This window comes from Streptomyces sp. NTD107 (assembly GCF_059510435.1).
In genome coordinates this window covers 111720-129374 of the sequence record NZ_JCAJZV010000006.1, presented here as the reverse complement: position 1 = coordinate 129374, position 17655 = coordinate 111720, and the positions used below count along the sequence as shown (strand labels likewise).

Sequence of the window (17655 nt, the reverse complement as noted above, 5' to 3'; positions counted from 1 at the left end):
GTGTAAACATTTGTCCGTTTCCAGCTGCCCGGAGGCTCCCGCCATGACCACCGCACCCCCGCAGAGCGCAGAAGCCCGCGACCGCCGCACCCTGGCGGAGTTCCTGCGGCTGGAGGTCACCGGCGGACTGATGCTGCTGATCGCCGCCCTGTTGGCGCTGATCCTGGCGAACTCCCCGCTGAGCGACACGTACACCTCGGTACGCGATCACCACCTCGACATCCCCTGGCTGGGGCTCAACCTCTCCATCGGCCACTGGGCCTCGGACGGGCTGCTGGCCGTCTTCTTCTTCATCGCCGGCGTCGAACTCAAACGCGAACTGGTCGTCGGCCAGCTGCGCAACCCCGCCGCCGCCGCACTCCCCGTGATCGCCGCGGTCGGCGGCATGGCGGTCCCCGCCCTCATCTACGTCCTCGTCAACGGCATCCAGGGCGGCTCACTCGACGGCTGGGCCGTCCCGATGGCCACCGACATCGCCTTCGCGCTCGGCGTCCTCGCCGTCGTCGGCCGCAAACTCCCCGCCGCGCTGCGCACCTTCCTGCTCACCCTCGCCATCGTGGACGACCTCATCGCGATCGTCATCATCGCGGTGTTCTTCGCCTCCGACCTCAACCTGTGGGCGCTGCTCGGCTCAATCGCCGGACTCGTCCTCTTCGGCTTCCTGCACCACCGGGGCGTACGCGGCTGGTACATCTACGTGCCGCTCGCGCTCGTCATCTGGGGCCTGATGTTCAACAGCGGGGTGCACGCCACCATCGCCGGCGTCGCCATCGGCATGCTGCTGCGCACCACCACCAAGCCGGGCGAGGACACCGCGCCGGCCGAACACATCGGGCACCTGGTGCACCCGTGGTCGGCCGGGCTGTGCGTGCCGCTGTTCGCGCTGTTCGCCGCCGGGGTCGCCGTCTCCGGGGACACCTTCTCCGCGATGCTCCACGAACCGGAGGCGCTGGGGGTGACCCTGGGCCTGGTGGCGGGCAAGATCATCGGCGTCTTCGGCGCCACCTGGCTGACCGCCACCTTCACCAGGGCGACGCTCCACCCCTCCCTGCGCTGGGCGGACATCTTCGGCGCCGCGACCCTGGCCGGCATCGGCTTCACCGTCTCGCTGCTGATCGCCGAACTCGCCTTCGCCGGCTCCCCGCAACTGGAGGACCACGTCAAGGCGGCCGTCCTGCTCGGCTCGGTCATCGCCGCCGTCGCGGCATCGATCCTGCTGACCCTGCGCGGCCGGGCCCACGAGCGGGCCGGCACGTCGGACGGGTAGCCGCGGCGGCCGGGCTACTGGCAGAAGGCCAGCACCTCGTTGCCCGGCCCCTCCAGCCGGTACGGCCCGGCGGGCTCCGCGACCGTGACCGGCGCCGGCAGTACGGCCCGCTCCCCCGCCACCAGCTGCCGCCCGCCGTCCGGGCGGACCAGCACCGTACCGTCCGCCCGCAGCGCCAGCAGCTCATCGCCGGTGCGCAGCAGCAGCGGCGCGCGCGGACCGCCCGCGTGCACGGCGGTACGACCGGCCGCCAGCCCCGCCAGCACCGCCCGCGGGCTGTCGTCGGCGGCCAGCACCCAGGTGGTCGGCGAACCGGGCGGCGGACGCTCGCCACCCGGCCGGTGGAAGTCGCTGCCGCCGATCGCGATCACATCCGGCCGCCAGGCCAGCGCCCACGCCAGCGGCGCCCCGTACCGGCGGTCGCGCCAGCTGGGATGCCACAGCTCCACATGCCGGGGCCGCTGCCGCGCGGTGAGCGGCAGCCGCCAGGCGCAGTCGGTGGCCACCGGATGGTTGACCGACACCACCCCGCCGCGCCGCTCGACCTGCGCGGCCCAGGTGTCGGCGGGCTCGCGGAAGTCGACCCAGCCGGTGTCGCCGAACACATTGGCGTGCCCCAGGTCGGTGGTGACCTCCTGCCCGGGGATCAAGGTGATCCCGTACCGGGCACCGGCCGCCGCCAACTCCGCGTGGTGCGACACCGTGTTGTGGTCGGTGACGGCCAGAAAGTCGAGCCCCCGGGTCACGGCGAGCGCCGCCAGCTCGGACACGGTGAGCGCCCCGTCGCTGTGCACGGTGTGCGTGTGGAAGTCCCCGGCCAGCCAGCGCATCCCGCCCACGCCGGGCAGCGGATCACGCGGCGGCCGCACGGGCGGCGACGGGGGTACGGACTGGGCCGGCGGTACGGGCCGCCGCCCGGTGGTGACGACGCGCAGCGTGTACGCCACTCCGCCGGGCGGCACCCGGTGCAACCGCAGCAGTACGTGCCACAGGCCCGGCTCCGGCTCGCCCGGCAGATAGCCGGGCGTGGCCCAGTCGGCGGCGACGGTGAAACTGTCCCGGGCGCCGCCGGACCACCCCCGGAACCCGGCGGCTCCCCAGCAGCCGAGATCGAGCACGCCACCGCTGTCCCGGTCGTAGTCCAGCTCGACCCGCACGCCCGCGACCCCGCCACCCACCTCGAACGGCAGCCGGCGTACCTCCCCCGCCACCCGGTCCGCAACGCTCCATCTGCCCCGGAGCACCACCTCGCTCAACCCCACACCACCTCCCACCACCAGCCTCCCCCAATCCCCGCCGGCCGCAACACCCCGCCCTGCCCCGGGAGGGCAGTGGGAGGGACCCAAAGGGCGGTCTGTGAGGTCACCCGGGACCGTTCGGTGAGACAGAACCCGGACCTGTACGCGACCGTCCGATGATCGCTCGGGGCCTAATGTTTTCCCTGTCAACACGACACCGCAGCACAACCCACCCCCCGTGATGGAGCATCCGATGCGTTCCCGCCTTGCCACCCGCCCCGCCCGCCTCGTCCTGGCCGCCGCGGCAGCGGTGGCGCTCACCGCCACCATGACCGCGTGTGAGGACGAGGCGCAGACCCCGGCGGCCCCCTCCAACCCGGGCGGCGGCGCGGACGACGACGGCGCGGACGACGAGGACGCACCGGGCAGCGGCTACGACGGCCAGCCCATCACCAACGCCTGCGGCACGGACGACCTGACCTTCACGGTCAGCGAGGAGAGCCAGGCCGGCGGCTACTTCCTGGTCGCCGCCCAGGCCGCCGAGGGGGTCACCTGCACCCTGGAGGGCGCCTACCCCATGGCGTTCTTCGGCTCCGCGGAGGAGAGCCACGTCTCCCCCGCCGGTCAGGCGCTGGACGACCCCATCGAGATGTCCGGCGACACCATCGCCTACGCCGGGGTCCACCCGAAGACCACCAACGACGACAACGGCGCCGAGTACGAGCAGATCTTCATCACCATCCTGGGCGACGAGGACGGCGAAGCGGCCGAGTTCCCGATCTCCGCCACCCTCGTCGACCAGCCCGAGGCCACCAACTGGAGCCTGCGCGAGATCGACGCGGTCCCCATGGTCTGACCGCCACACGGGGGGCGCCACCCGGCGGCCACAACGACCGCCGGGCACCCCCCCGTTCAGCCCCTGACGTGACGAACGAAAGCGGCCCAGGCCACCCCACGAACCACCAGGGCCCCCCGCGACCGGGCCTTACTGTCCCCGACCCCCACCAGCCCATCGTCCGTGACCTGGGTCTCCAGACAGGCCCCCGTGTCACCACTGCTGTAGCTGGACTTGCACCACCTGGACGACGGCAGGTCATGTCGCATGCGTTGTCTCCACGTGACTAGCTCTTCAGGTGGTTCAGAAACGCGGTCCAAGCCGAACCGGGGAGCACCGCTGCCGGGAGGGACGTGTCCTTGCTGTCCCGAACCGCGACAGTCAGCGTCTGCGTCTGCGGCAGCTCGGCGATCTCGACGCACTGGCCGTTGGCACTGCTGTAGCTGCTGCGGCGCCATATGACCAGGCTGTGAGGGTTCTGTTCCATGTCACCTCCATACGCACCGGGCGCGCTCAGCACAAGTGGGCACCGCGCACTGCGTCCACGAAGGCGGACCACTCGGCGCCACGGAACACGAACGCCCCGCGCGAGCGGTCCTTGCTGTCACCGACCGCCAACAGACCGTCGTCCGTGAGCTGAGTCTCAATGCAGCTGCCGCTCCCCCCGTCCGAGTAGCTGGACTTGCGCCACCTCGCTATCGGCAGGCCATGTCGCATGACGATCCCCTATGTGCGATCGAGTTCTGCCGCGATGGCAGAGATCAACTTCATCGAGTCAGCGGAAGACAGAGCCTGAGTCCGCAAGTGCTCCTCAGCGATCCGGTACGGCTCCAGATCGGACTCTTCCTCGATGAAGAGCCTACTCGTCTTCTGTTCGAGGAAGACGATGTCCATGTGCCCGGGAGACGGGTACACGAAGCGCAGGAACGGACCACCCATGCCAGCGTGAGCACCCGCGTTGTAGGGGATCACCTGGATGGACAGATGAGGCGGCTTTGCAATCTCAACAAGCTTGCGAAGCTGCTCGGCCATGACAGACGGGCCTCCGACCTCTCGATGGAGGGCCGCTTCGTCAAGGACACAGATGATGCGGGGAGCATTGGGACCCCCCAGGATCTTCTGTCGCTCCAGACGGACCTGAACCGCCTGATCCACAGACGGATTATGAGGCTCCGGGAAGCCGCTGATGATCGCGCGAGCGTACGCCTCGGTCTGGAAGAGGCCCGGAATCACCGTCGCTTCGTACTCGAACATGTGGCTGGCCGTTGACTCAAGCTCGATCAGTTCCATGAGCTTGGGCGTGAGGACATCCTTGCGCTGCTGCCACCACCCGCGCTTGCGGCTGTTGCGGTTGAGCTCGCCCAGACCCTCGCGCAACTCCTGGTTCTCGACATCGTAGAAGTCAAGCAGCGCCACGAGTTCGAGCCGGCTCAGGCCCGTCTTCCCGGATTCCACCCGGCTGATCTTCGTGTCGCTCGCGTCCATGGCCTCGGCGGCCTCCAGCTGTGACTTGCTGGCGTGCTCCCGCAGGCGCCGCAGCTCCATCCCCAGCCGCATCCTTCGGACCGTCATCACTGGCTGCCCCACGGCAACCTCCCTTCGTGTCTGGTGCGTTCGGCTCAGTGTGCCGCACCCGCTGACCGCATTGGGGCTCTATTCACTCCGCAGGGTGAATCATCGCAAGTTGCGACGCAATGCCTTGCGGACCGCCCTCAGCTAGGCCAGTCTGGTGACGCTGACGTTGCGCCCCTGACCAGCTACAGCCAGTGGCTTCGCATGCGCGCCAACGCCTGCTCTCACCCGATGCGTTGGAGGTGTGATGAGGAATCCGGTGCAGGTCGCCTACGGCAAGAACGTGTACGGGCAGTCATTAACGGCGTGTGCTGTCGAGGTAGAGCGGTGGCGGGCAGTGGCGGGGGACGTGGTGCTGGCATGGGGCGGTGGCCGGGATGCCGCGGAACTGGTCCGGCTGGGCGTCACGGAGCTGATCACCAACGTCTGGCGCCACGTCGACAACCCGCGCTGCTATCTGCGGATGACCCGTATCGGGGTGGAGGTGACGGTGCAGCTCTTCGACCGTTCCCGGCAACTGCCCGTCGTGCAAGGCGTGCCCGACTGGGACGCGGAAAGTGGCCGTGGACTGTGGATGCTGCGGGAGATGGCCGACGCCTTCGGGTGCGAACGCACCCACCGCTGTGCCGGGAAGATCGTCTGGTTCCGGTGCGCCCTGTGAACCTCTCGACACAGGTCTGGGTGCAGACCGATGTGATCTCCGGGTGGGCGGAGGACGGGGACTGCCTGATGTGCCAGCGCGCGGGCGTCATGGTGATGTGGCTCGGGCCGGTGGTGGGGTTCGGACGGAGCCGACCGTTCCAGGCGTGCGAACCGTGCACGGTCCGGCTGGCCCGCTGGGTGCGGGGCGCCGAACCCGAACCGTGCGAGCCCACCACGTACACCCACGGCGACTCCGGCTATGAACGGCGCTACGACATCACCGTCAACTCCCTCGCGGCGGTGACCATCGCGGGCGTCCTCTCCCTCACCTCCACCGCCGCCGGACTCTGGCTGGGCGCGCGATGAGAGTCCCCGCGACCGCCCCGGTGCTCGCCCGGGCCCTGGCCGATCTCGTCACCGGCGCCCGGGCGTCCACGGTCGGACCCGAGGGCCGGCAGCTCATCACCCTGGCCCTCACCACCCGTGGCGCCGACCTGCTGATAAGAACCCTCGCCGGGGCCGGACGCCTCTACGCGCCCGGCAGCCTCCTGTGGTGCGCCAGGCAACGCCGCGTCGGCGTCGTCCTCGCCCGCGAGCGACACCTGGTCCGGCTGCGGGCCGTCGCCGACGACCTCCCCTTCCACGCACCCCCCGGCACCCTCCGCCCGGCCACCCTCCCCCAACTCCAGGCAGCACTCACCATCCGCCACCGCTGGCACGCCCCCGACTGACCGCACTTTCCCGTTACGGAAACCGCATCGCCTTGTGCACTGCGTAAATTCCCTGCGAGGATCACAGCGCGATGTGTACCGCCACGGACATGGGGGTTTTCATAGCGATGCGTGTGACCCGGCTGGTGAGTGAGTGCGAGCTCGGAGACTGCCCGACCCTCTACGCAACGGACCGGGGAACCCTGCTCGTGCAGGGAGTGACACCCGAGGACCACGGCTTGCGGCTGCCGGCACATGAGACGGTTGTGGAGATCCCGGTGGACCTGATCCGAAAGGCAATTCGTGACCAGCTCATCTGAGACCCTCGTGGATCTCTTCGCCGCCTTCAAGCACGAGGCGTTCCGGCTGGAGACGCTGAACATGTACAACATCCCCCGGAGTGCGGCCAACCTCCAGGCATTCCTGGACGGCAAGCCGCAGCCGGAGGACTACAACGCGGGATGGGTGGCGGAGGTCCGGTCCCACACCAGCGTGGGAAAGCGGGTCTACCGCGTACACATCCTGTCCCGGCCGCTCACTCCGTACCTCCGGTACGAACTGGGCTGGGGCTACCGGAAGAACATGACGGGTGGCGAGGAGTTCTTCATCCTTGACACCACCGATCAGCCCAACCCCCTGGCCGACGTCGGCGACTTCTGGTTCTTCGATTCCGAACGACCCGCTGTCATGAACTACGACGGGACCGGCGCCTTTCTGGGTGCGGAGGCGATTCCGGTGGATCGGGCGGAAGAGTTCATCGGATATCGGGAGACGGCCTTGGCCCACGCTCGCCCGTTCGCGGAGTGGTGGGCAGCGCACGGGGAGTGAACAGAGCGCAGCTTGGAAGTGTGCTGCGGGAACTGCGGCTGGCGTCCGGAAAGGAGGCCAAAACCGTGGCCCGCAGCGCAGTCATGTCCCCGAGCAAGCTCAGTAAGATCGAAACGGGAAAGCTCACCCCGAGTGTCGCCGATGTCGAACTCCTCCTCTCCGCACTCGACGTCACCGGGGAAGTGAGAGACCGGTATCTGGAAGCTGCCCGATCGCAGGCCACAGAGGCACTTGCCTGGCGTCTTCTGAAACGTTCCGGAGTGCACAAGGCCCAGCGAGAACTGAAGTCCCTTGAAGCACAGATGACGACCCTGCGGCTGTTCCAGCCGGCCCTGATCCCTGGGCTGCTGCAAACCCCTGACTATATTCGCGCCATTCTGGGCCGGCACGACCTGAGCGATGATTCCTTACAGCGCACCCTGCTTGCCCGGCTGGAGAGACAGGAAGTTCTCTACGACACCAGCAAGACGTTCCATTTTGTCATCACAGAGACGGTCCTTCGCTGGCTGATCGTTCCCCCAGATGTCATGGCGCTGCAACTGGACCACATCATTTCCCTGTCAAGGCTGCCCCATATAAATGTCCGATGCGTTCCCCTGTCGATCCGGCAGACGGATATCGCGAACCACTCCTTCGTCATCCGCGACGATCGTGTGGTGACCGTCGAAACGGTCCATGCCGAGTTGACGGTCACAGATCCCCGGGATGTCAGCCTCTACATTCGGAAGTTCGCAAGGTTTGAGGAATCAGCCCTTGCCGACGATGAGCTACGGGCTGCCTTGAGCTCCATTCGCGACGAACTACTGAACGGCAGGAACAGATGATCAAGGGAAATGGCTTCGGGCAGCCCTTCCGTGAGGATTTCTTGACGGAACGGGAAAGTGGCTGATCGAAGGCATTCCCGGTGGGCATGCTGGTGGCGTCGGTTCGGCAAAGGGAAGGGAATTGGTGTCATGAGTGACAAGCACGGTGATGGCAAGGGTGGCTCCGAAGGGGATCAGCAGCAGTCGCCCCGGGAGTCGGATGGGCAGTGGAACCGGCCGGTTCCGCCGGCCGGGCCCGAGCAGCCCGGGGGCGGGAAGAAGTGACCTTTGAGGAAGACGCGGAGTATCAGCGGCTCGTCGTGCGGATGGGCGAGGCCGGTGATCTCGCGGAGGGCTGGCGGGGGGCGTTTCTGCGTACCCCGCGCAGTCTTTTTGTTCCTGACTCCATCTGGGTCGAGGAGGGCAGCAGCGGGTATCGGGCAGTCAGCCGGCGACAGCAGCCGGGTGAGTGGTGGGGGAAGGTCAACTCCGACGAAGTGGTGGTGACCCAGCTCGATCAGGGGGTGGCCAGCAGTTCGGTGTCCATGCCCTCGCTCGTCGCCCGCATGCTGGGACATCTGGAACTCAGAAACGGCGATCGAGTGCTGGAAGTGGGCACCGGGTCCGGGTGGTCCACCGCGTTGCTCTGTGCCCGGGTCGGGGACCGGCAGGTCAGCTCCGTGGAAATCGACGGGGCCCTCGCGCACCGTGCCGCCGGCGCGCTCGACCGGGTGGGGCTGCGGCCTCGGCTTCTGGTCGGGGATGGGGAGCTCGGTTGTGCCGGGCACGCGCCCTTCGATCGGGTCAGCTCGACCGCCGCCGTCGCGCGCGTCCCGTACGCCTGGGTGGACCAGTGCCGGCCGGGTGGGGTGATCGTCACACCGTGGGGGACGCCGTACTGCAATGCCGGGCTGCTCAAGCTGCGGGTGATGGACGACGGGACCGCCGAGGGAGGGTTCGTCGACAACGTCAACTTCATGTGGGTTCGGGGGCAGCGGCCCCCAAGGGAGCCTGTTGTGGTGGCGGGTGAGGGTCGTACGTCCCGCTCCCCCATCGAGCCCCGGCTCGCGCTCGAATCCGTGCATGCCGCCTTCGCCATCGGGCTGCGGGTGCCCGGGGTGCGGTACCGGGAGGAGTGGAACGAGGGAGATCCGCAGGGGACGTGGCGGCTTGCTCTCTGGGATGGAGAGGGGGCTCAGGCCACCGTGCACGGTGATGGCGAGGTCCATGAACGTGGTGCGCGGGATCTCTGGGATGAGATCGTCGCCGCCCGGCGGTGGTGGGAACAGGCGGGGCGGCCAGAGCTGACCGCATTCCGGGTGCGGGTCGGGCCGCAGGGGCAGGAGGTCCGGTTGGGTCCGCCGTCGCGGTAGGCCGGGTGGGCCGGGAAGGGCAACCCGGTGGGCCCGATGGGCCGTCGGCGCGGTCGTGGGGGCGGTGGGGTGAGACAGAACGCGGACATGGACGCGATCATTTGATGAACGCATCGGGCCTAATGTTTTCCCTGTCAGCACGACGACACACCGAATAAACCCTCAACTCGAAGGAAATTTCCATGCGTTCGCGTCTCGCCACCCGCCCCGCCCGTCTCGTCCTGGCCGCCGCCGCGGCCGTCGCGCTCACCGCCACCATGACCGCCTGTGAGGACGAGGCCGGCACCACTCCGGCGGCCCCCTCCACCGGCGGCTCGGGCGGCGGCTCCGACAGCGACAGCTCCGACGAGGACGCTCCCGGCTCCGGCTACGACGGCCAGCCCGTCGTCAGCGGCTGCGGCAACAGCGACCTGGAGCTGTCGGTCAGCGAGGAGACCGTCGACGGCAACCCCTACCTCGTGGTCTCCGCCCAGGCCGCCGAAGGGGTCTCCTGCACCCTGGAGGGCACCAACCCCGTGGCGTTCTTCGGCTCGTCCGAGGAGAGCGAGGCCATCGCCATCGAGTCCCCGGGGGCGGACATCGAGCTGTCCGGCGATGTCATCGCCTACGCCGGCATCAACCCGAAGACCAACGACGAGGATAACGGCATCGAGTTCGAGCAGATCTTCATCAGCATCGCGGGCGACGAGGCGGGCGACGCGGCCGAGTTCCCGATCTCCGCCACCCTCATCAACGGCCCCATCGCCTCCAACTGGACCGTGGACCAGTCGGACTTCGCCGGCTACATGGGCGGCTGACGCCGTCGCGCGACAACCAGAGCGGTACACGGGGAGGGTTGCCACCCGGCGGTCATGACGGCCGCCGGGCAGCCGCCCGTTCACAGCAGTTCACCGTCCCGGTAGATCAGGACGCGTTCGGGGCGGGGGATCGCGTAGCCGCTCTCGCCCAGCGTCACCGGCAGGTCTTCGGGGACGGTCACCTGGAGCGAGGCCCCGGCCTCGTCGGTGTCCAGGGTGAGAAGCTGGGTACTGCCCAGGTTCTCGATCACCGTGACCCGGCCGGGCAGCGACCCCGGGGCGTGATGCGTGGTGTAGCGCAGGTACTCCGGGCGGATGCCGTACACCACCTCCGCACCGTCCGGCAGCGGGCCGGTGCCGCCGCCCATCGGGCCCGGCAGCAGGGTGCCGCCGCCCACGCTCACCCACTCGCCGCGCACCGTTCCCGGCAGCAGGTTCATCGGCGTGGAGCCGATGAACGAGGCCACGAAGGTATTGGCCGGGCGGCGGAAAATCTCCGTGGGGGTGCCGAGTTGCCGGATACGGCCGCGCTCCAGCACCGCGATCCGGTCGGCGAGCGCCAGCGCCTCCGCCTGGTCGTGGGTGACGAACACGGTGGTGACGCCCAGTTCGCGTTGCAGCCGCTTGAGGAAGGTACGGGCCTCCAGCCGCAGCCGCGCGTCCAGGTTCGACAGCGGCTCGTCGAACAGGAACACGCTGGGGTGGCAGGCCATCGCTCGTGCCAGCGCCACGCGTTGCTGCTGGCCGCCGGACAACTGGGCAGGGCGCCGGGTCAGATAGTCCGACAGGGCCAGTTCTGCCGCTACCTCCGCCGCCTTCGTCGCGCGGGCCGCGACCGGTGTCTTCCTGATCTTCAGGGGGTAGGCGATGTTCTCGCGCACCGTCATGTGCGGGAAGAGCGCGTAGTCCTGGAACACCATCGCCACATCCCGCTTCCCCGGCGGCAGCGCGGTCACCTCCCGCCCGCCGATCGCCACCGTCCCCGCCGTGGCGGACTCCAGGCCGGCGATCGTCCGCAGCAACGTGGTCTTGCCGCACCCCGAGGGGCCCAGCAGCGCGAAGAACTCCCCTTCCCGTACCGCGAGATCGAGCGCGTCCAGCGCGGTGACATCGCTCCCGTACACCTTCGTCAGCCCGGTCAGCGTGATGGCCGCCATCAGCTTTTGATCCCTCCGTGGAAGCGGAAGCCGTAGCGGGAGCTGACGAAGAGGAACATCAGCACCACCGGCAGCGAGTAGAGGAGTGAGAAGGTGGCGATGAGCGCCAGGTTCGGCCGGCCGCCCTCGGTGTAGAAGGTGTACATGACGACCGCCGCCGGGGCCTTCTCCGGCGAGCGCAGCAGCAGGAACGGAATGAGGAAGTTCCCCCACACCTGCGCCACCGACCACACCCCGATCGTCGCCAGCCCCGGCCGCACCAGCGGCACCACCACATGGCGGACGATCTGGAGCGGCGAGGCGCCGAAGACCCGCGCCGACTCCTCGTACGAGCGCGGCGTACCGTCCATGAAGTCCTTGAGGATGAACACGGCGCTCGGCAGCAGCCCGCCGCCCATCACCAGGATCACCCCCAACTGCGAGTCGATCAGCTTCAGTTCGTACGCCAGATTGAACAGCGGCACCATCGCCGCGGTCCCCGTCACGATGGACGACAGCAGCAGCAGGACGTACAGCAGCGCGTCCCGGCCCGGCAGCCGGACCCGGCTCAGCGCGTACGCCGCCAGCGCCGAGGTCACCACCACCAGCGCGCCGGTGCCGGCCGCCAGCAGCACCGAGTTGCGCAGCGAGCGGATCGCGCCCGGGTTGTCCAGCAGCTGCCGGAAGTTGTCCAGCGTGAACTCCGGCAGCGACGCCGTGATGCCCGGGTTGCTGTCGAACGGGGCGAACGCCAGCCAGAGCAGCGGCAGGGAGAAGAACGCCAGCAGCGCGGACAGAGCCGTGTAGCGGGCCGTGGTGCGCAGTGTTCCGCGCACGGTCTCGTTGATCGTCATGCGGCCGGCTCCTTGCTCCTGGACCGCAGCAGCCGCACATACACCAGCGCGATCACCAGATTCGCCAGCAGCATCAGCACCGACAGCGCCGCCCCGTAACCGAGTTCACCGCCGGTCAGCGCGGTGCGGTAGAGCAGCACCGGCATGATCTCGGTCCGGCCGTCGGGCCCGCCCCCGGTCAGCAGGAACGGGGTGAAGTCATTGAACGTCCACAGGCTGATCAGCAGCAGATTGGTCAGCACATGGCCCTTGATCCGGGGCAGCACCACATCGCGCAACTGCTGCCAGGTGGACGCCCCGGCCAGCCGCGCGGTCTCCAGCTGCGAGGGCGGCACACTCCCCAGCGCCGCCGCGTACAGCATCATCGAGAAGGCGGTGCCGCGCCAGATGTTGAAGACGATGATGGACGCCATGGGGTGCTCCAGCAGCCACGCGCTGCCGGGGGTGCCCAGCAGCGCGTTGAGCGTCCCGTCGTCGCGGTCCAGCAGGGCGATCCACAGGAACGCGACCACCGAGCTGGGCAGGATCCAGGCCAGCAGCACCAGCGCCTCGACCAGCCGGCGCAGCGGCCCGGTGCGGTCGCGCAGCAGCCAGGCGATGGCGAAGCCGAGCACCGCCTGGCCCAGCACCGCCGAACCGACCACGAATTGAAGCGTGAGCCACAGCGAGTCGGTGAACCGGTCCTCGCCCAGCGCGCGTTCGAAGTTGTCCAGGCCGACGTTCTGCGGATCGGCCGCGGACAGCCCCGTCAACCGGTAGTCGGTGACCCCCAGATACAGCGTCCACAGCGCCGGGAACAGCAAGAACGCCGTGATCAGCAGCAGCGCGGGCGCGGCGAAGGCCCCGGCCCTGGCCCGGCCGAGGCCGGCCGCGTCACCGCCCGGCGATATGCCCGGCACCGCCGACGATCCCCGTGAGTGCGTCCTGGTACGCGTCGGCCGCCGCCGCCGGATCGCCGCCCGAGATCACCTCGGCGGTGGCCTCCTGCAACAGCTGTGACACCCGCGGGTATTCGGCCAGCGGCGGCCGGTAGAAGGTGAGCGGCAGCACCTCCGCCGAGACGAACGACAGCATCGGGTCATCGGCCAGCACGATCTCGTTGACATCGGTCCGGGCGGTGATCCGCGCGTCCTGACCGCTCATGGCGGCTTGCAGCGCCTCCGCCGAGTTCATGAACGCGAGCAGTTCGAAGGCGAGATCGGGGTGGTCGCCGGCCGGGTTGATGACCCGGACGCTGCCGCCCGACATGCTGACGAAGTCCTGCCCGCCGGCCCCGGCGCCCGGGGAGCGGGCCGGGATCTTCGCGTACCCGACGACCGTGTCGCGGTCCGCCATCGGCGCCGTACCGCTGTCCGGGTCAAGCACCCCGCGCCAGAAGTAGTCGCCCTCCGCCAGAATCCCGATCCGGCCCTCCGCGAACCGCTGGAAGGACTTGTCCCGGCCCTGCGTCTCCCGCTGGAGCAGCGGATCGCCCAGGCCGCTGCCGCCGTAGATGTCCCGGTACAGGCCCAGGGTCGCCTCCAGCGCCGGGCCCGCGCCCAGCCACTTCCCGCCGTCCCAGATCTCGCCGCCGGCCCCGGCCAGCAACGGCAGGACGCCCTGCATGGTGGTCGCCTCGCCCATCGCGGTGCCACCGTTGAGCTGGATCGGGATCACCCCGTCCAGGGTGCTCAGCGCCTCCCCGGCGGCCAGGATCTCCGCCCAGGACGTGGGCTGCCACTCGGCCGGCAGCCCGGCCTGCGCGAAGAGGTCCTTGTTGTAGTAGAGGACGCGGCCGTCGGTTCCCCACGGGATGCCGTACAGCTCGCCCTCGAAACCCGCGAGTTGCCGCACCGCCTCGGGTATCTGCTGCCAGCCCTCCCACGCCGACTGGCCCGCGCTCAGTGGCTCGATGTAACCGGCCTGCGCGAACTCCCCCACCCAGATGCCGTCCAGGGTGATGATGTCGGGCCCGGCCCCGGCCTGGAGGTCGAGTGCGGTCTTCGTCTTGTACTGCTCGTCGTCCACGCCGCTGGGCTCGAAGGAGACCGACACCTCGACCCCGGCCGCCGCCTGCTGTTCCTCGAAGCGCGGGATGACCCACTCCTCGATCCAGCGGGCCTCCTCGGCGTTCTTGCCGCCGGCCACCGCGTTGGCGCTGATGGTGAGCCGCGCCGCGCCGTCCCCCGCACCGCCGCCCGATCCCCCGCAGCCGGCCAGCAGCAGTCCCAGGGCCACCGCCCCGCCCGCGTACGACACCGCCCGTACCGTCATCGCCCTCAGCCCCTCTCGTCGTCGAGACGCCTGATGAGGGAGAACTACCCGAGGAACGGATCATCGTAAAGGGCCGCGGACGTGAACAACACCCGCGCGCCCGGCGGATGGGGGTGTACGGCGGGCCGCTCGTTTCGGCCAACCGCCGTTGACAGCGCGGTCCCGGCACGCGACGCTGCCAGCCGGCCGGGGCTCTGAGAGCGCTCTCAGAGCCCCGGTGCAACGCGCGCCCCCACCATCAACCCCCACCAAAAGGAGAGGTTGTGCCGCGTCAAGCGAACGATCGCGAGCCGACGACGCACCGCCGCCGTACCCGTCCCAGGTTGGCGATGGCGATCCCGGCCGTCCTGACCACCGCCCTGCTCGCCCTGGCCCTGCCCGCGTCGGCGGCCGGGCCGGCCGGCGAGCCCGTCGCCGAACCGAGTGCCGCCGCCAGCACCGTCCGGGTCACCGGCGGCCAGGGCAACTGGCAACTCCAGGTCGACGGCGCCCCGTACGAGGTGAAGGGCCTCACCTGGGGCCCGGCCGCCGCCGACGCCGCCCGCCACATGCCCGACCTGGCGGCCATGGGCGTCAACACCATCCGCACCTGGGGCACCGACGCCGCCAGCGCCCCGCTGCTGGACGCCGCCGCCGCGCACGGCATCAAGGTGATCGCCGGCTTCTGGCTCCAGCCGGGCGGCGGCCCGGGCAGCGGCGGCTGCGTCGACTACATCAGTGACTACGACTACAAGGGCTGGATGCTCTACCAGATGAACGAGTGGGTGGGCGCCTATCGCGACCATCCCGCCGTGCTGATGTGGAGCGTCGGCAACGAGTCCATCCTGGGCCTCCAGAACTGCTACTCCGGCGCCGAGCTGGAAGCCCAGCGCACCGCCTACACCCGGTACGTGAACGACGCGGCGCTGGAGATCAAGGCACTGGACAGCCGGCACCCGGTCACCTCCACCGACGCGTGGACCGGCGCCTGGGACTACTACAAGGCCAACTCCCCCGATCTCGATCTCTACACGGTCAACTCCTACGGCGATGTCTGCAACATCAAGGACCAGTGGGCGGCGGGCGGTTACGACAAGCCCTACCTCCTCACCGAGGGCGGCCCGCCCGGCGAGTGGGAGGTGCCCAACGACATCAACGGGGTACCGGACGAGCCCACCGACCTGGAGAAGCGTGACGGCTACACCGAGGCATGGCGCTGCCTGATGGCCCATCAGGGGGTGGCGCTGGGCGCGACCCTGTTCCACTACGGCCTCGAATCGGACTTCGGCGGCGTGTGGTTCAACCTGCTGCCGGCCGGCGAGCGGCGGCTGGCCTACTACGCGGTGGCGCAGGCGTACGGCGGCAGCCCGGGCAGCAACACCCCACCGGAGATCAGCCGGTTGACGGTGGAGGGAGACCGTACGGCGGTACCGGCCGGCGGCACCTTCCGGCTGACCGCCGACGTCCGCGACCCGGACGGCGATCCGCTGAGCTACAGCGTGCAGCTCAACAGCAAGTATGTGGACAACGACGGCGCGCTGCGGCCGGCCGACTTCACCCGGAACGCGGACGGTTCGTTCACCGTCACCGCCCCCAACCGCCCCGGCGTGTGGAAGGTGTACCTCAACGTCCGGGACGGGCGCGGCAACATCGGCATCGAGACCACCACCGTACGGATCGTGCCGCCCGCCGTCCCCGGCACCGACATCGCCCGGGGCAAGCCGACCACCGCCTCCTCCTTCCAGCAGACCGGCGACGGCGCCCCGTACTTCCCCGAGTACGCCACGGACGGCAACCCGGCGACCCGCTGGGCCAGTGACTGGAGCGACCCGCAGTGGCTCCGGGTGGACCTGGGCGAGGTCACCTCGTTCCAAGCGGTGCAGCTGGTGTGGGAGACGTCGTACGCCCGCGCGTACCGGATCGAGACCTCGGTCGACGGGCAGAACTGGACGACGGTACGGGAGGTGGCGGGCGGCACCGGTGGCGTGGAGACGCTTCAGGTGAACGGCACCGGCCGCTATGTGCGGATGCTGGGCACCGAGCGCGGCACCGGATGGGGCTACTCGCTCTACGAGTTCGGCGTCTACCGCTCCTGAGCGACGGCGCTCGGACCGGACAGCGGGCCGGGCCGGCCGCACACGGCAGTGCGGTCGGCCCGGATCGCACCGGCCTACTTGGGAAGTTCGTGGTTCTCGTCCAGGGCCGCGCCGCGCTCCGGGTGGAACTGGTCGTAGCCGCGGGTGTTGCACTGGAGACCGCCGTTGATGCAGTGCTCGACCATCCTGGCGAGGGTGGGCTCGTCCCAGACGTTGAAGAAGTCGTAGTGGAACGAGTAGCCGCGCCCGCTGGACAGCCGCACCTGGGACATGTCGCCGGAGACCGGGAAGGCCATCTTGAACTCGACCATCGGCACCGCGACCGGGTGCGAGGACGGGCAGACGTCGGCGCCGTCGATCACGACCGGGTAGGACATGTGCGACTGGTGGTCGGGCGAGTCCAGGTGCAGCCCGTCCCAGCAGCTGGGCGACTGGTAGCGGACATTGAGCTGGCTGCCCTCGGGGCAGTGCGCGGGGAAGTCCTCGTTCTTGTAGGAGTCGCCGCACTCCCAGCCCTCGACCGAGCCGTCGATGAAGTCCTGGGCGCTCTGGTGGGGGTCACCGACGACGTAGCGCAGCCCGGTGGGGAAGGGCTGCACGGCGGTCTGGTCGCGGATGCCGGACTTGTAGTAGATGACCTGCGGGCCGGTCGGGTTGATGACCTGGTCACCGTTGTACATGGTGGGCATCCAGTACGCCGACTTGTCGCCGGGGACGACGCAGGAGGTGTTGCCCGCGCGCAGCGAGTCGACGGTGCTGTGGGCGTCGGTGGTGTCGTTGCCCATGAAGGTGTGCTCGTGCGAGGCGCCGGGCTGGCCGGGGTACACGATGGGGTCGTTGGGCGCCTGGTGGGTCACCGAACAGTTGGCCTGGAACTCGCGGTGCTCGGCGAAGGGCGGGTCGGCCTTCGGCTCGCGCGGGACGCCCGGCACGGGCGCGAGGATCCACTCGCCCAAGGGCATCATGGCCATGTCATGCTCTTCTTCGGCCTGCGCGCCGTCCGCCTGCGCGCCGTCCGCCGGGGTGTGCCCGGCATGCGCGTCCTCGGCGGGCGCGTCACCGGCGGCATGCGCGTCGCCCGGCTTCGTGTCCTGGCTCGCCTGGCCCGAGTTCGCCATGAACCCGAGCCCGGCGCCCGCCACGAGTAAGGCCATGATCGCCAACACAATGGGCCACGCACGTGATTTGAGCAGCATCGGACAGAATCTCCCTAGCTGGTGGGGGTCGGAGCGCGTCCTGAGAGCGCTCTCCCGTCCTCGGCAGTGTTTCGGC

Annotated in this window: 22 protein-coding genes; 12 read left to right on the top strand and 10 right to left on the bottom strand. The window is 69.4% G+C overall.

The features are described from left to right. Nucleotides 1-43: 43 nt before the first annotated feature. Complete coding sequence (gene nhaA / locus AC5WRL_RS14635; RefSeq protein ID WP_496088934.1) at nt 44-1267, top strand: Na+/H+ antiporter NhaA; 1224 nt, start codon at nt 44-46, stop codon at nt 1265-1267. Nucleotides 1268-1281: 14 nt separating this feature from the next. On the opposite strand, the gene AC5WRL_RS14630 is transcribed toward nhaA, so the two are convergent. Continuing rightward, nucleotides 1282-2529 (bottom strand): CehA/McbA family metallohydrolase, encoded by a 1248-nt coding sequence (locus AC5WRL_RS14630; RefSeq protein ID WP_496088933.1) that lies wholly within the window; start codon nt 2527-2529, stop codon nt 1282-1284. Between the two features lie 229 nt (nt 2530-2758). Here AC5WRL_RS14630 and AC5WRL_RS14625 point away from each other — a divergent pair, with 229 nt between their 5' ends. Continuing rightward, nucleotides 2759-3361: a DUF4232 domain-containing protein gene (locus AC5WRL_RS14625; protein WP_496088932.1), complete on the top strand. Its 603-nt coding sequence runs from the start codon at nt 2759-2761 to the stop codon at nt 3359-3361. A 56-nt stretch (nt 3362-3417) separates the two neighbouring features. Here AC5WRL_RS14625 and AC5WRL_RS14620 read toward each other — a convergent pair whose 3' ends face one another. Genes AC5WRL_RS14620 through AC5WRL_RS14605 form a run of 4 tightly spaced genes read right to left on the bottom strand, consistent with a single transcriptional unit; the run spans nt 3418 to nt 4897 of the window. Continuing rightward, nucleotides 3418-3609 carry a DUF397 domain-containing protein gene (locus AC5WRL_RS14620; protein WP_496088931.1) on the bottom strand — a complete coding sequence of 64 codons (192 nt, stop codon included), beginning with the start codon at nt 3607-3609 and terminating at the stop codon, nt 3418-3420. Between the two features lie 17 nt (nt 3610-3626). Further along, the gene (locus tag AC5WRL_RS14615; protein ID WP_496088930.1) at nt 3627-3827 is read right to left on the bottom strand and encodes a DUF397 domain-containing protein; all 201 of its coding nucleotides are present in this window, start codon (nt 3825-3827) and stop codon (nt 3627-3629) included. Between the two features lie 26 nt (nt 3828-3853). After that, nucleotides 3854-4057 (bottom strand): DUF397 domain-containing protein, encoded by a 204-nt coding sequence (locus tag AC5WRL_RS14610; RefSeq protein WP_496088929.1) that lies wholly within the window; start codon nt 4055-4057, stop codon nt 3854-3856. Nucleotides 4058-4066: 9 nt separating this feature from the next. Next, the gene (locus tag AC5WRL_RS14605; protein ID WP_496088928.1) at nt 4067-4897 is read right to left on the bottom strand and encodes a helix-turn-helix domain-containing protein; all 831 of its coding nucleotides are present in this window, start codon (nt 4895-4897) and stop codon (nt 4067-4069) included. Between the two features lie 262 nt (nt 4898-5159). On the opposite strand from AC5WRL_RS14605, the gene AC5WRL_RS14600 reads away from it, so the two are divergent. From AC5WRL_RS14600 to AC5WRL_RS14560, 9 genes are all read left to right on the top strand, one after another. Beyond that, entirely contained in the window at nt 5160-5573 is a 414-nt protein-coding gene (locus tag AC5WRL_RS14600; RefSeq protein WP_496088927.1) for an ATP-binding protein, read from the top strand. Next, the gene (locus AC5WRL_RS14595) at nt 5570-5920 is read left to right on the top strand and encodes a hypothetical protein (RefSeq protein WP_496088926.1); all 351 of its coding nucleotides are present in this window, start codon (nt 5570-5572) and stop codon (nt 5918-5920) included. Before AC5WRL_RS14600 ends, AC5WRL_RS14595 begins: the two co-directional genes overlap by 4 nt. Continuing rightward, on the top strand, nt 5917-6285 hold the full coding sequence (locus AC5WRL_RS14590; RefSeq protein ID WP_496088925.1) for a hypothetical protein: 369 nt from the start codon (nt 5917-5919) through the stop codon (nt 6283-6285). The genes AC5WRL_RS14595 and AC5WRL_RS14590 overlap by 4 nt, the downstream gene beginning before the upstream one ends. A 107-nt stretch (nt 6286-6392) precedes the next feature. Then, nucleotides 6393-6584: a hypothetical protein gene (locus AC5WRL_RS14585; protein WP_496089154.1), complete on the top strand. Its 192-nt coding sequence runs from the start codon at nt 6393-6395 to the stop codon at nt 6582-6584. Then, a complete protein-coding gene (locus AC5WRL_RS14580; RefSeq protein WP_496088924.1) occupies nt 6568-7092 on the top strand; it encodes a DUF6879 family protein in 525 nt (174 codons plus the stop codon). Before AC5WRL_RS14585 ends, AC5WRL_RS14580 begins: the two co-directional genes overlap by 17 nt. A gap of 20 nt (nt 7093-7112) precedes the next feature. After that, nucleotides 7113-7916: a helix-turn-helix domain-containing protein gene (locus tag AC5WRL_RS14575; RefSeq protein WP_496088923.1), complete on the top strand. Its 804-nt coding sequence runs from the start codon at nt 7113-7115 to the stop codon at nt 7914-7916. A 129-nt stretch (nt 7917-8045) separates the two neighbouring features. Next, nucleotides 8046-8180 (top strand): hypothetical protein, encoded by a 135-nt coding sequence (locus AC5WRL_RS14570; protein WP_496088922.1) that lies wholly within the window; start codon nt 8046-8048, stop codon nt 8178-8180. Then, nucleotides 8177-9268 carry a protein-L-isoaspartate O-methyltransferase family protein gene (locus tag AC5WRL_RS14565; RefSeq protein ID WP_496088921.1) on the top strand — a complete coding sequence of 364 codons (1092 nt, stop codon included), beginning with the start codon at nt 8177-8179 and terminating at the stop codon, nt 9266-9268. Before AC5WRL_RS14570 ends, AC5WRL_RS14565 begins: the two co-directional genes overlap by 4 nt. 182 nt (nt 9269-9450) lie before the next feature. Continuing rightward, complete coding sequence (locus AC5WRL_RS14560) at nt 9451-10065, top strand: DUF4232 domain-containing protein (RefSeq protein ID WP_496088920.1); 615 nt, start codon at nt 9451-9453, stop codon at nt 10063-10065. Between the two features lie 80 nt (nt 10066-10145). Here the strand turns inward: AC5WRL_RS14560 and AC5WRL_RS14555 are convergent, their stop codons facing one another. From AC5WRL_RS14555 to AC5WRL_RS14540, 4 genes are read right to left on the bottom strand one after another with little or no spacing between them, the layout of a single operon-like run. Then, nucleotides 10146-11222, bottom strand: a complete 1077-nt coding sequence (locus AC5WRL_RS14555; protein WP_496088919.1) for an ABC transporter ATP-binding protein — start codon at nt 11220-11222, stop codon at nt 10146-10148. Beyond that, nucleotides 11222-12055 carry a carbohydrate ABC transporter permease gene (locus AC5WRL_RS14550; protein WP_496088918.1) on the bottom strand — a complete coding sequence of 278 codons (834 nt, stop codon included), beginning with the start codon at nt 12053-12055 and terminating at the stop codon, nt 11222-11224. Before AC5WRL_RS14550 ends, AC5WRL_RS14555 begins: the two co-directional genes overlap by 1 nt. Beyond that, nucleotides 12052-12954 (bottom strand): carbohydrate ABC transporter permease, encoded by a 903-nt coding sequence (locus tag AC5WRL_RS14545; protein ID WP_496088917.1) that lies wholly within the window; start codon nt 12952-12954, stop codon nt 12052-12054. The genes AC5WRL_RS14550 and AC5WRL_RS14545 overlap by 4 nt, the downstream gene beginning before the upstream one ends. Next, a complete protein-coding gene (locus AC5WRL_RS14540) occupies nt 12929-14308 on the bottom strand; it encodes an extracellular solute-binding protein (protein ID WP_496088916.1) in 1380 nt (459 codons plus the stop codon). The genes AC5WRL_RS14545 and AC5WRL_RS14540 overlap by 26 nt, the downstream gene beginning before the upstream one ends. A gap of 329 nt (nt 14309-14637) precedes the next feature. Between AC5WRL_RS14540 and AC5WRL_RS14535 the strand changes: the two genes are divergently transcribed. Further along, the gene (locus AC5WRL_RS14535; protein WP_496089153.1) at nt 14638-16383 is read left to right on the top strand and encodes a discoidin domain-containing protein; all 1746 of its coding nucleotides are present in this window, start codon (nt 14638-14640) and stop codon (nt 16381-16383) included. A 74-nt stretch (nt 16384-16457) separates the two neighbouring features. On the opposite strand, the gene AC5WRL_RS14530 is transcribed toward AC5WRL_RS14535, so the two are convergent. Then, complete coding sequence (locus tag AC5WRL_RS14530; protein ID WP_496088915.1) at nt 16458-17579, bottom strand: DUF1996 domain-containing protein; 1122 nt, start codon at nt 17577-17579, stop codon at nt 16458-16460. Nucleotides 17580-17655: the final 76 nt, after the last annotated feature.

What these genes read in the sequence shown, in the direction of transcription:
- nhaA (WP_496088934.1), top strand. Translation starts at nt 44, where the DNA reads ATGACCACCGCACCCCCGCAGAGCGCAGAAGCCCGCGACCGCCGCACC.
- AC5WRL_RS14625 (WP_496088932.1), top strand. Translation starts at nt 2,759, where the DNA reads ATGCGTTCCCGCCTTGCCACCCGCCCCGCCCGCCTCGTCCTGGCCGCC.
- AC5WRL_RS14620 (WP_496088931.1), bottom strand. Translation starts at nt 3,609, where the DNA reads ATGCGACATGACCTGCCGTCGTCCAGGTGGTGCAAGTCCAGCTACAGC.
- AC5WRL_RS14615 (WP_496088930.1), bottom strand. Translation starts at nt 3,827, where the DNA reads ATGGAACAGAACCCTCACAGCCTGGTCATATGGCGCCGCAGCAGCTAC.
- AC5WRL_RS14610 (WP_496088929.1), bottom strand. Translation starts at nt 4,057, where the DNA reads ATGCGACATGGCCTGCCGATAGCGAGGTGGCGCAAGTCCAGCTACTCG.
- AC5WRL_RS14605 (WP_496088928.1), bottom strand. Translation starts at nt 4,897, where the DNA reads ATGCGGCTGGGGATGGAGCTGCGGCGCCTGCGGGAGCACGCCAGCAAG.
- AC5WRL_RS14600 (WP_496088927.1), top strand. Translation starts at nt 5,160, where the DNA reads ATGAGGAATCCGGTGCAGGTCGCCTACGGCAAGAACGTGTACGGGCAG.
- AC5WRL_RS14590 (WP_496088925.1), top strand. Translation starts at nt 5,917, where the DNA reads ATGAGAGTCCCCGCGACCGCCCCGGTGCTCGCCCGGGCCCTGGCCGAT.
- AC5WRL_RS14585 (WP_496089154.1), top strand. Translation starts at nt 6,393, where the DNA reads ATGCGTGTGACCCGGCTGGTGAGTGAGTGCGAGCTCGGAGACTGCCCG.
- AC5WRL_RS14570 (WP_496088922.1), top strand. Translation starts at nt 8,046, where the DNA reads ATGAGTGACAAGCACGGTGATGGCAAGGGTGGCTCCGAAGGGGATCAG.
- AC5WRL_RS14560 (WP_496088920.1), top strand. Translation starts at nt 9,451, where the DNA reads ATGCGTTCGCGTCTCGCCACCCGCCCCGCCCGTCTCGTCCTGGCCGCC.
- AC5WRL_RS14555 (WP_496088919.1), bottom strand. Translation starts at nt 11,222, where the DNA reads ATGGCGGCCATCACGCTGACCGGGCTGACGAAGGTGTACGGGAGCGAT.
- AC5WRL_RS14550 (WP_496088918.1), bottom strand. Translation starts at nt 12,055, where the DNA reads ATGACGATCAACGAGACCGTGCGCGGAACACTGCGCACCACGGCCCGC.
- AC5WRL_RS14540 (WP_496088916.1), bottom strand. Translation starts at nt 14,308, where the DNA reads ATGACGGTACGGGCGGTGTCGTACGCGGGCGGGGCGGTGGCCCTGGGA.
- AC5WRL_RS14535 (WP_496089153.1), top strand. Translation starts at nt 14,638, where the DNA reads ATGGCGATCCCGGCCGTCCTGACCACCGCCCTGCTCGCCCTGGCCCTG.
- AC5WRL_RS14530 (WP_496088915.1), bottom strand. Translation starts at nt 17,579, where the DNA reads ATGCTGCTCAAATCACGTGCGTGGCCCATTGTGTTGGCGATCATGGCC.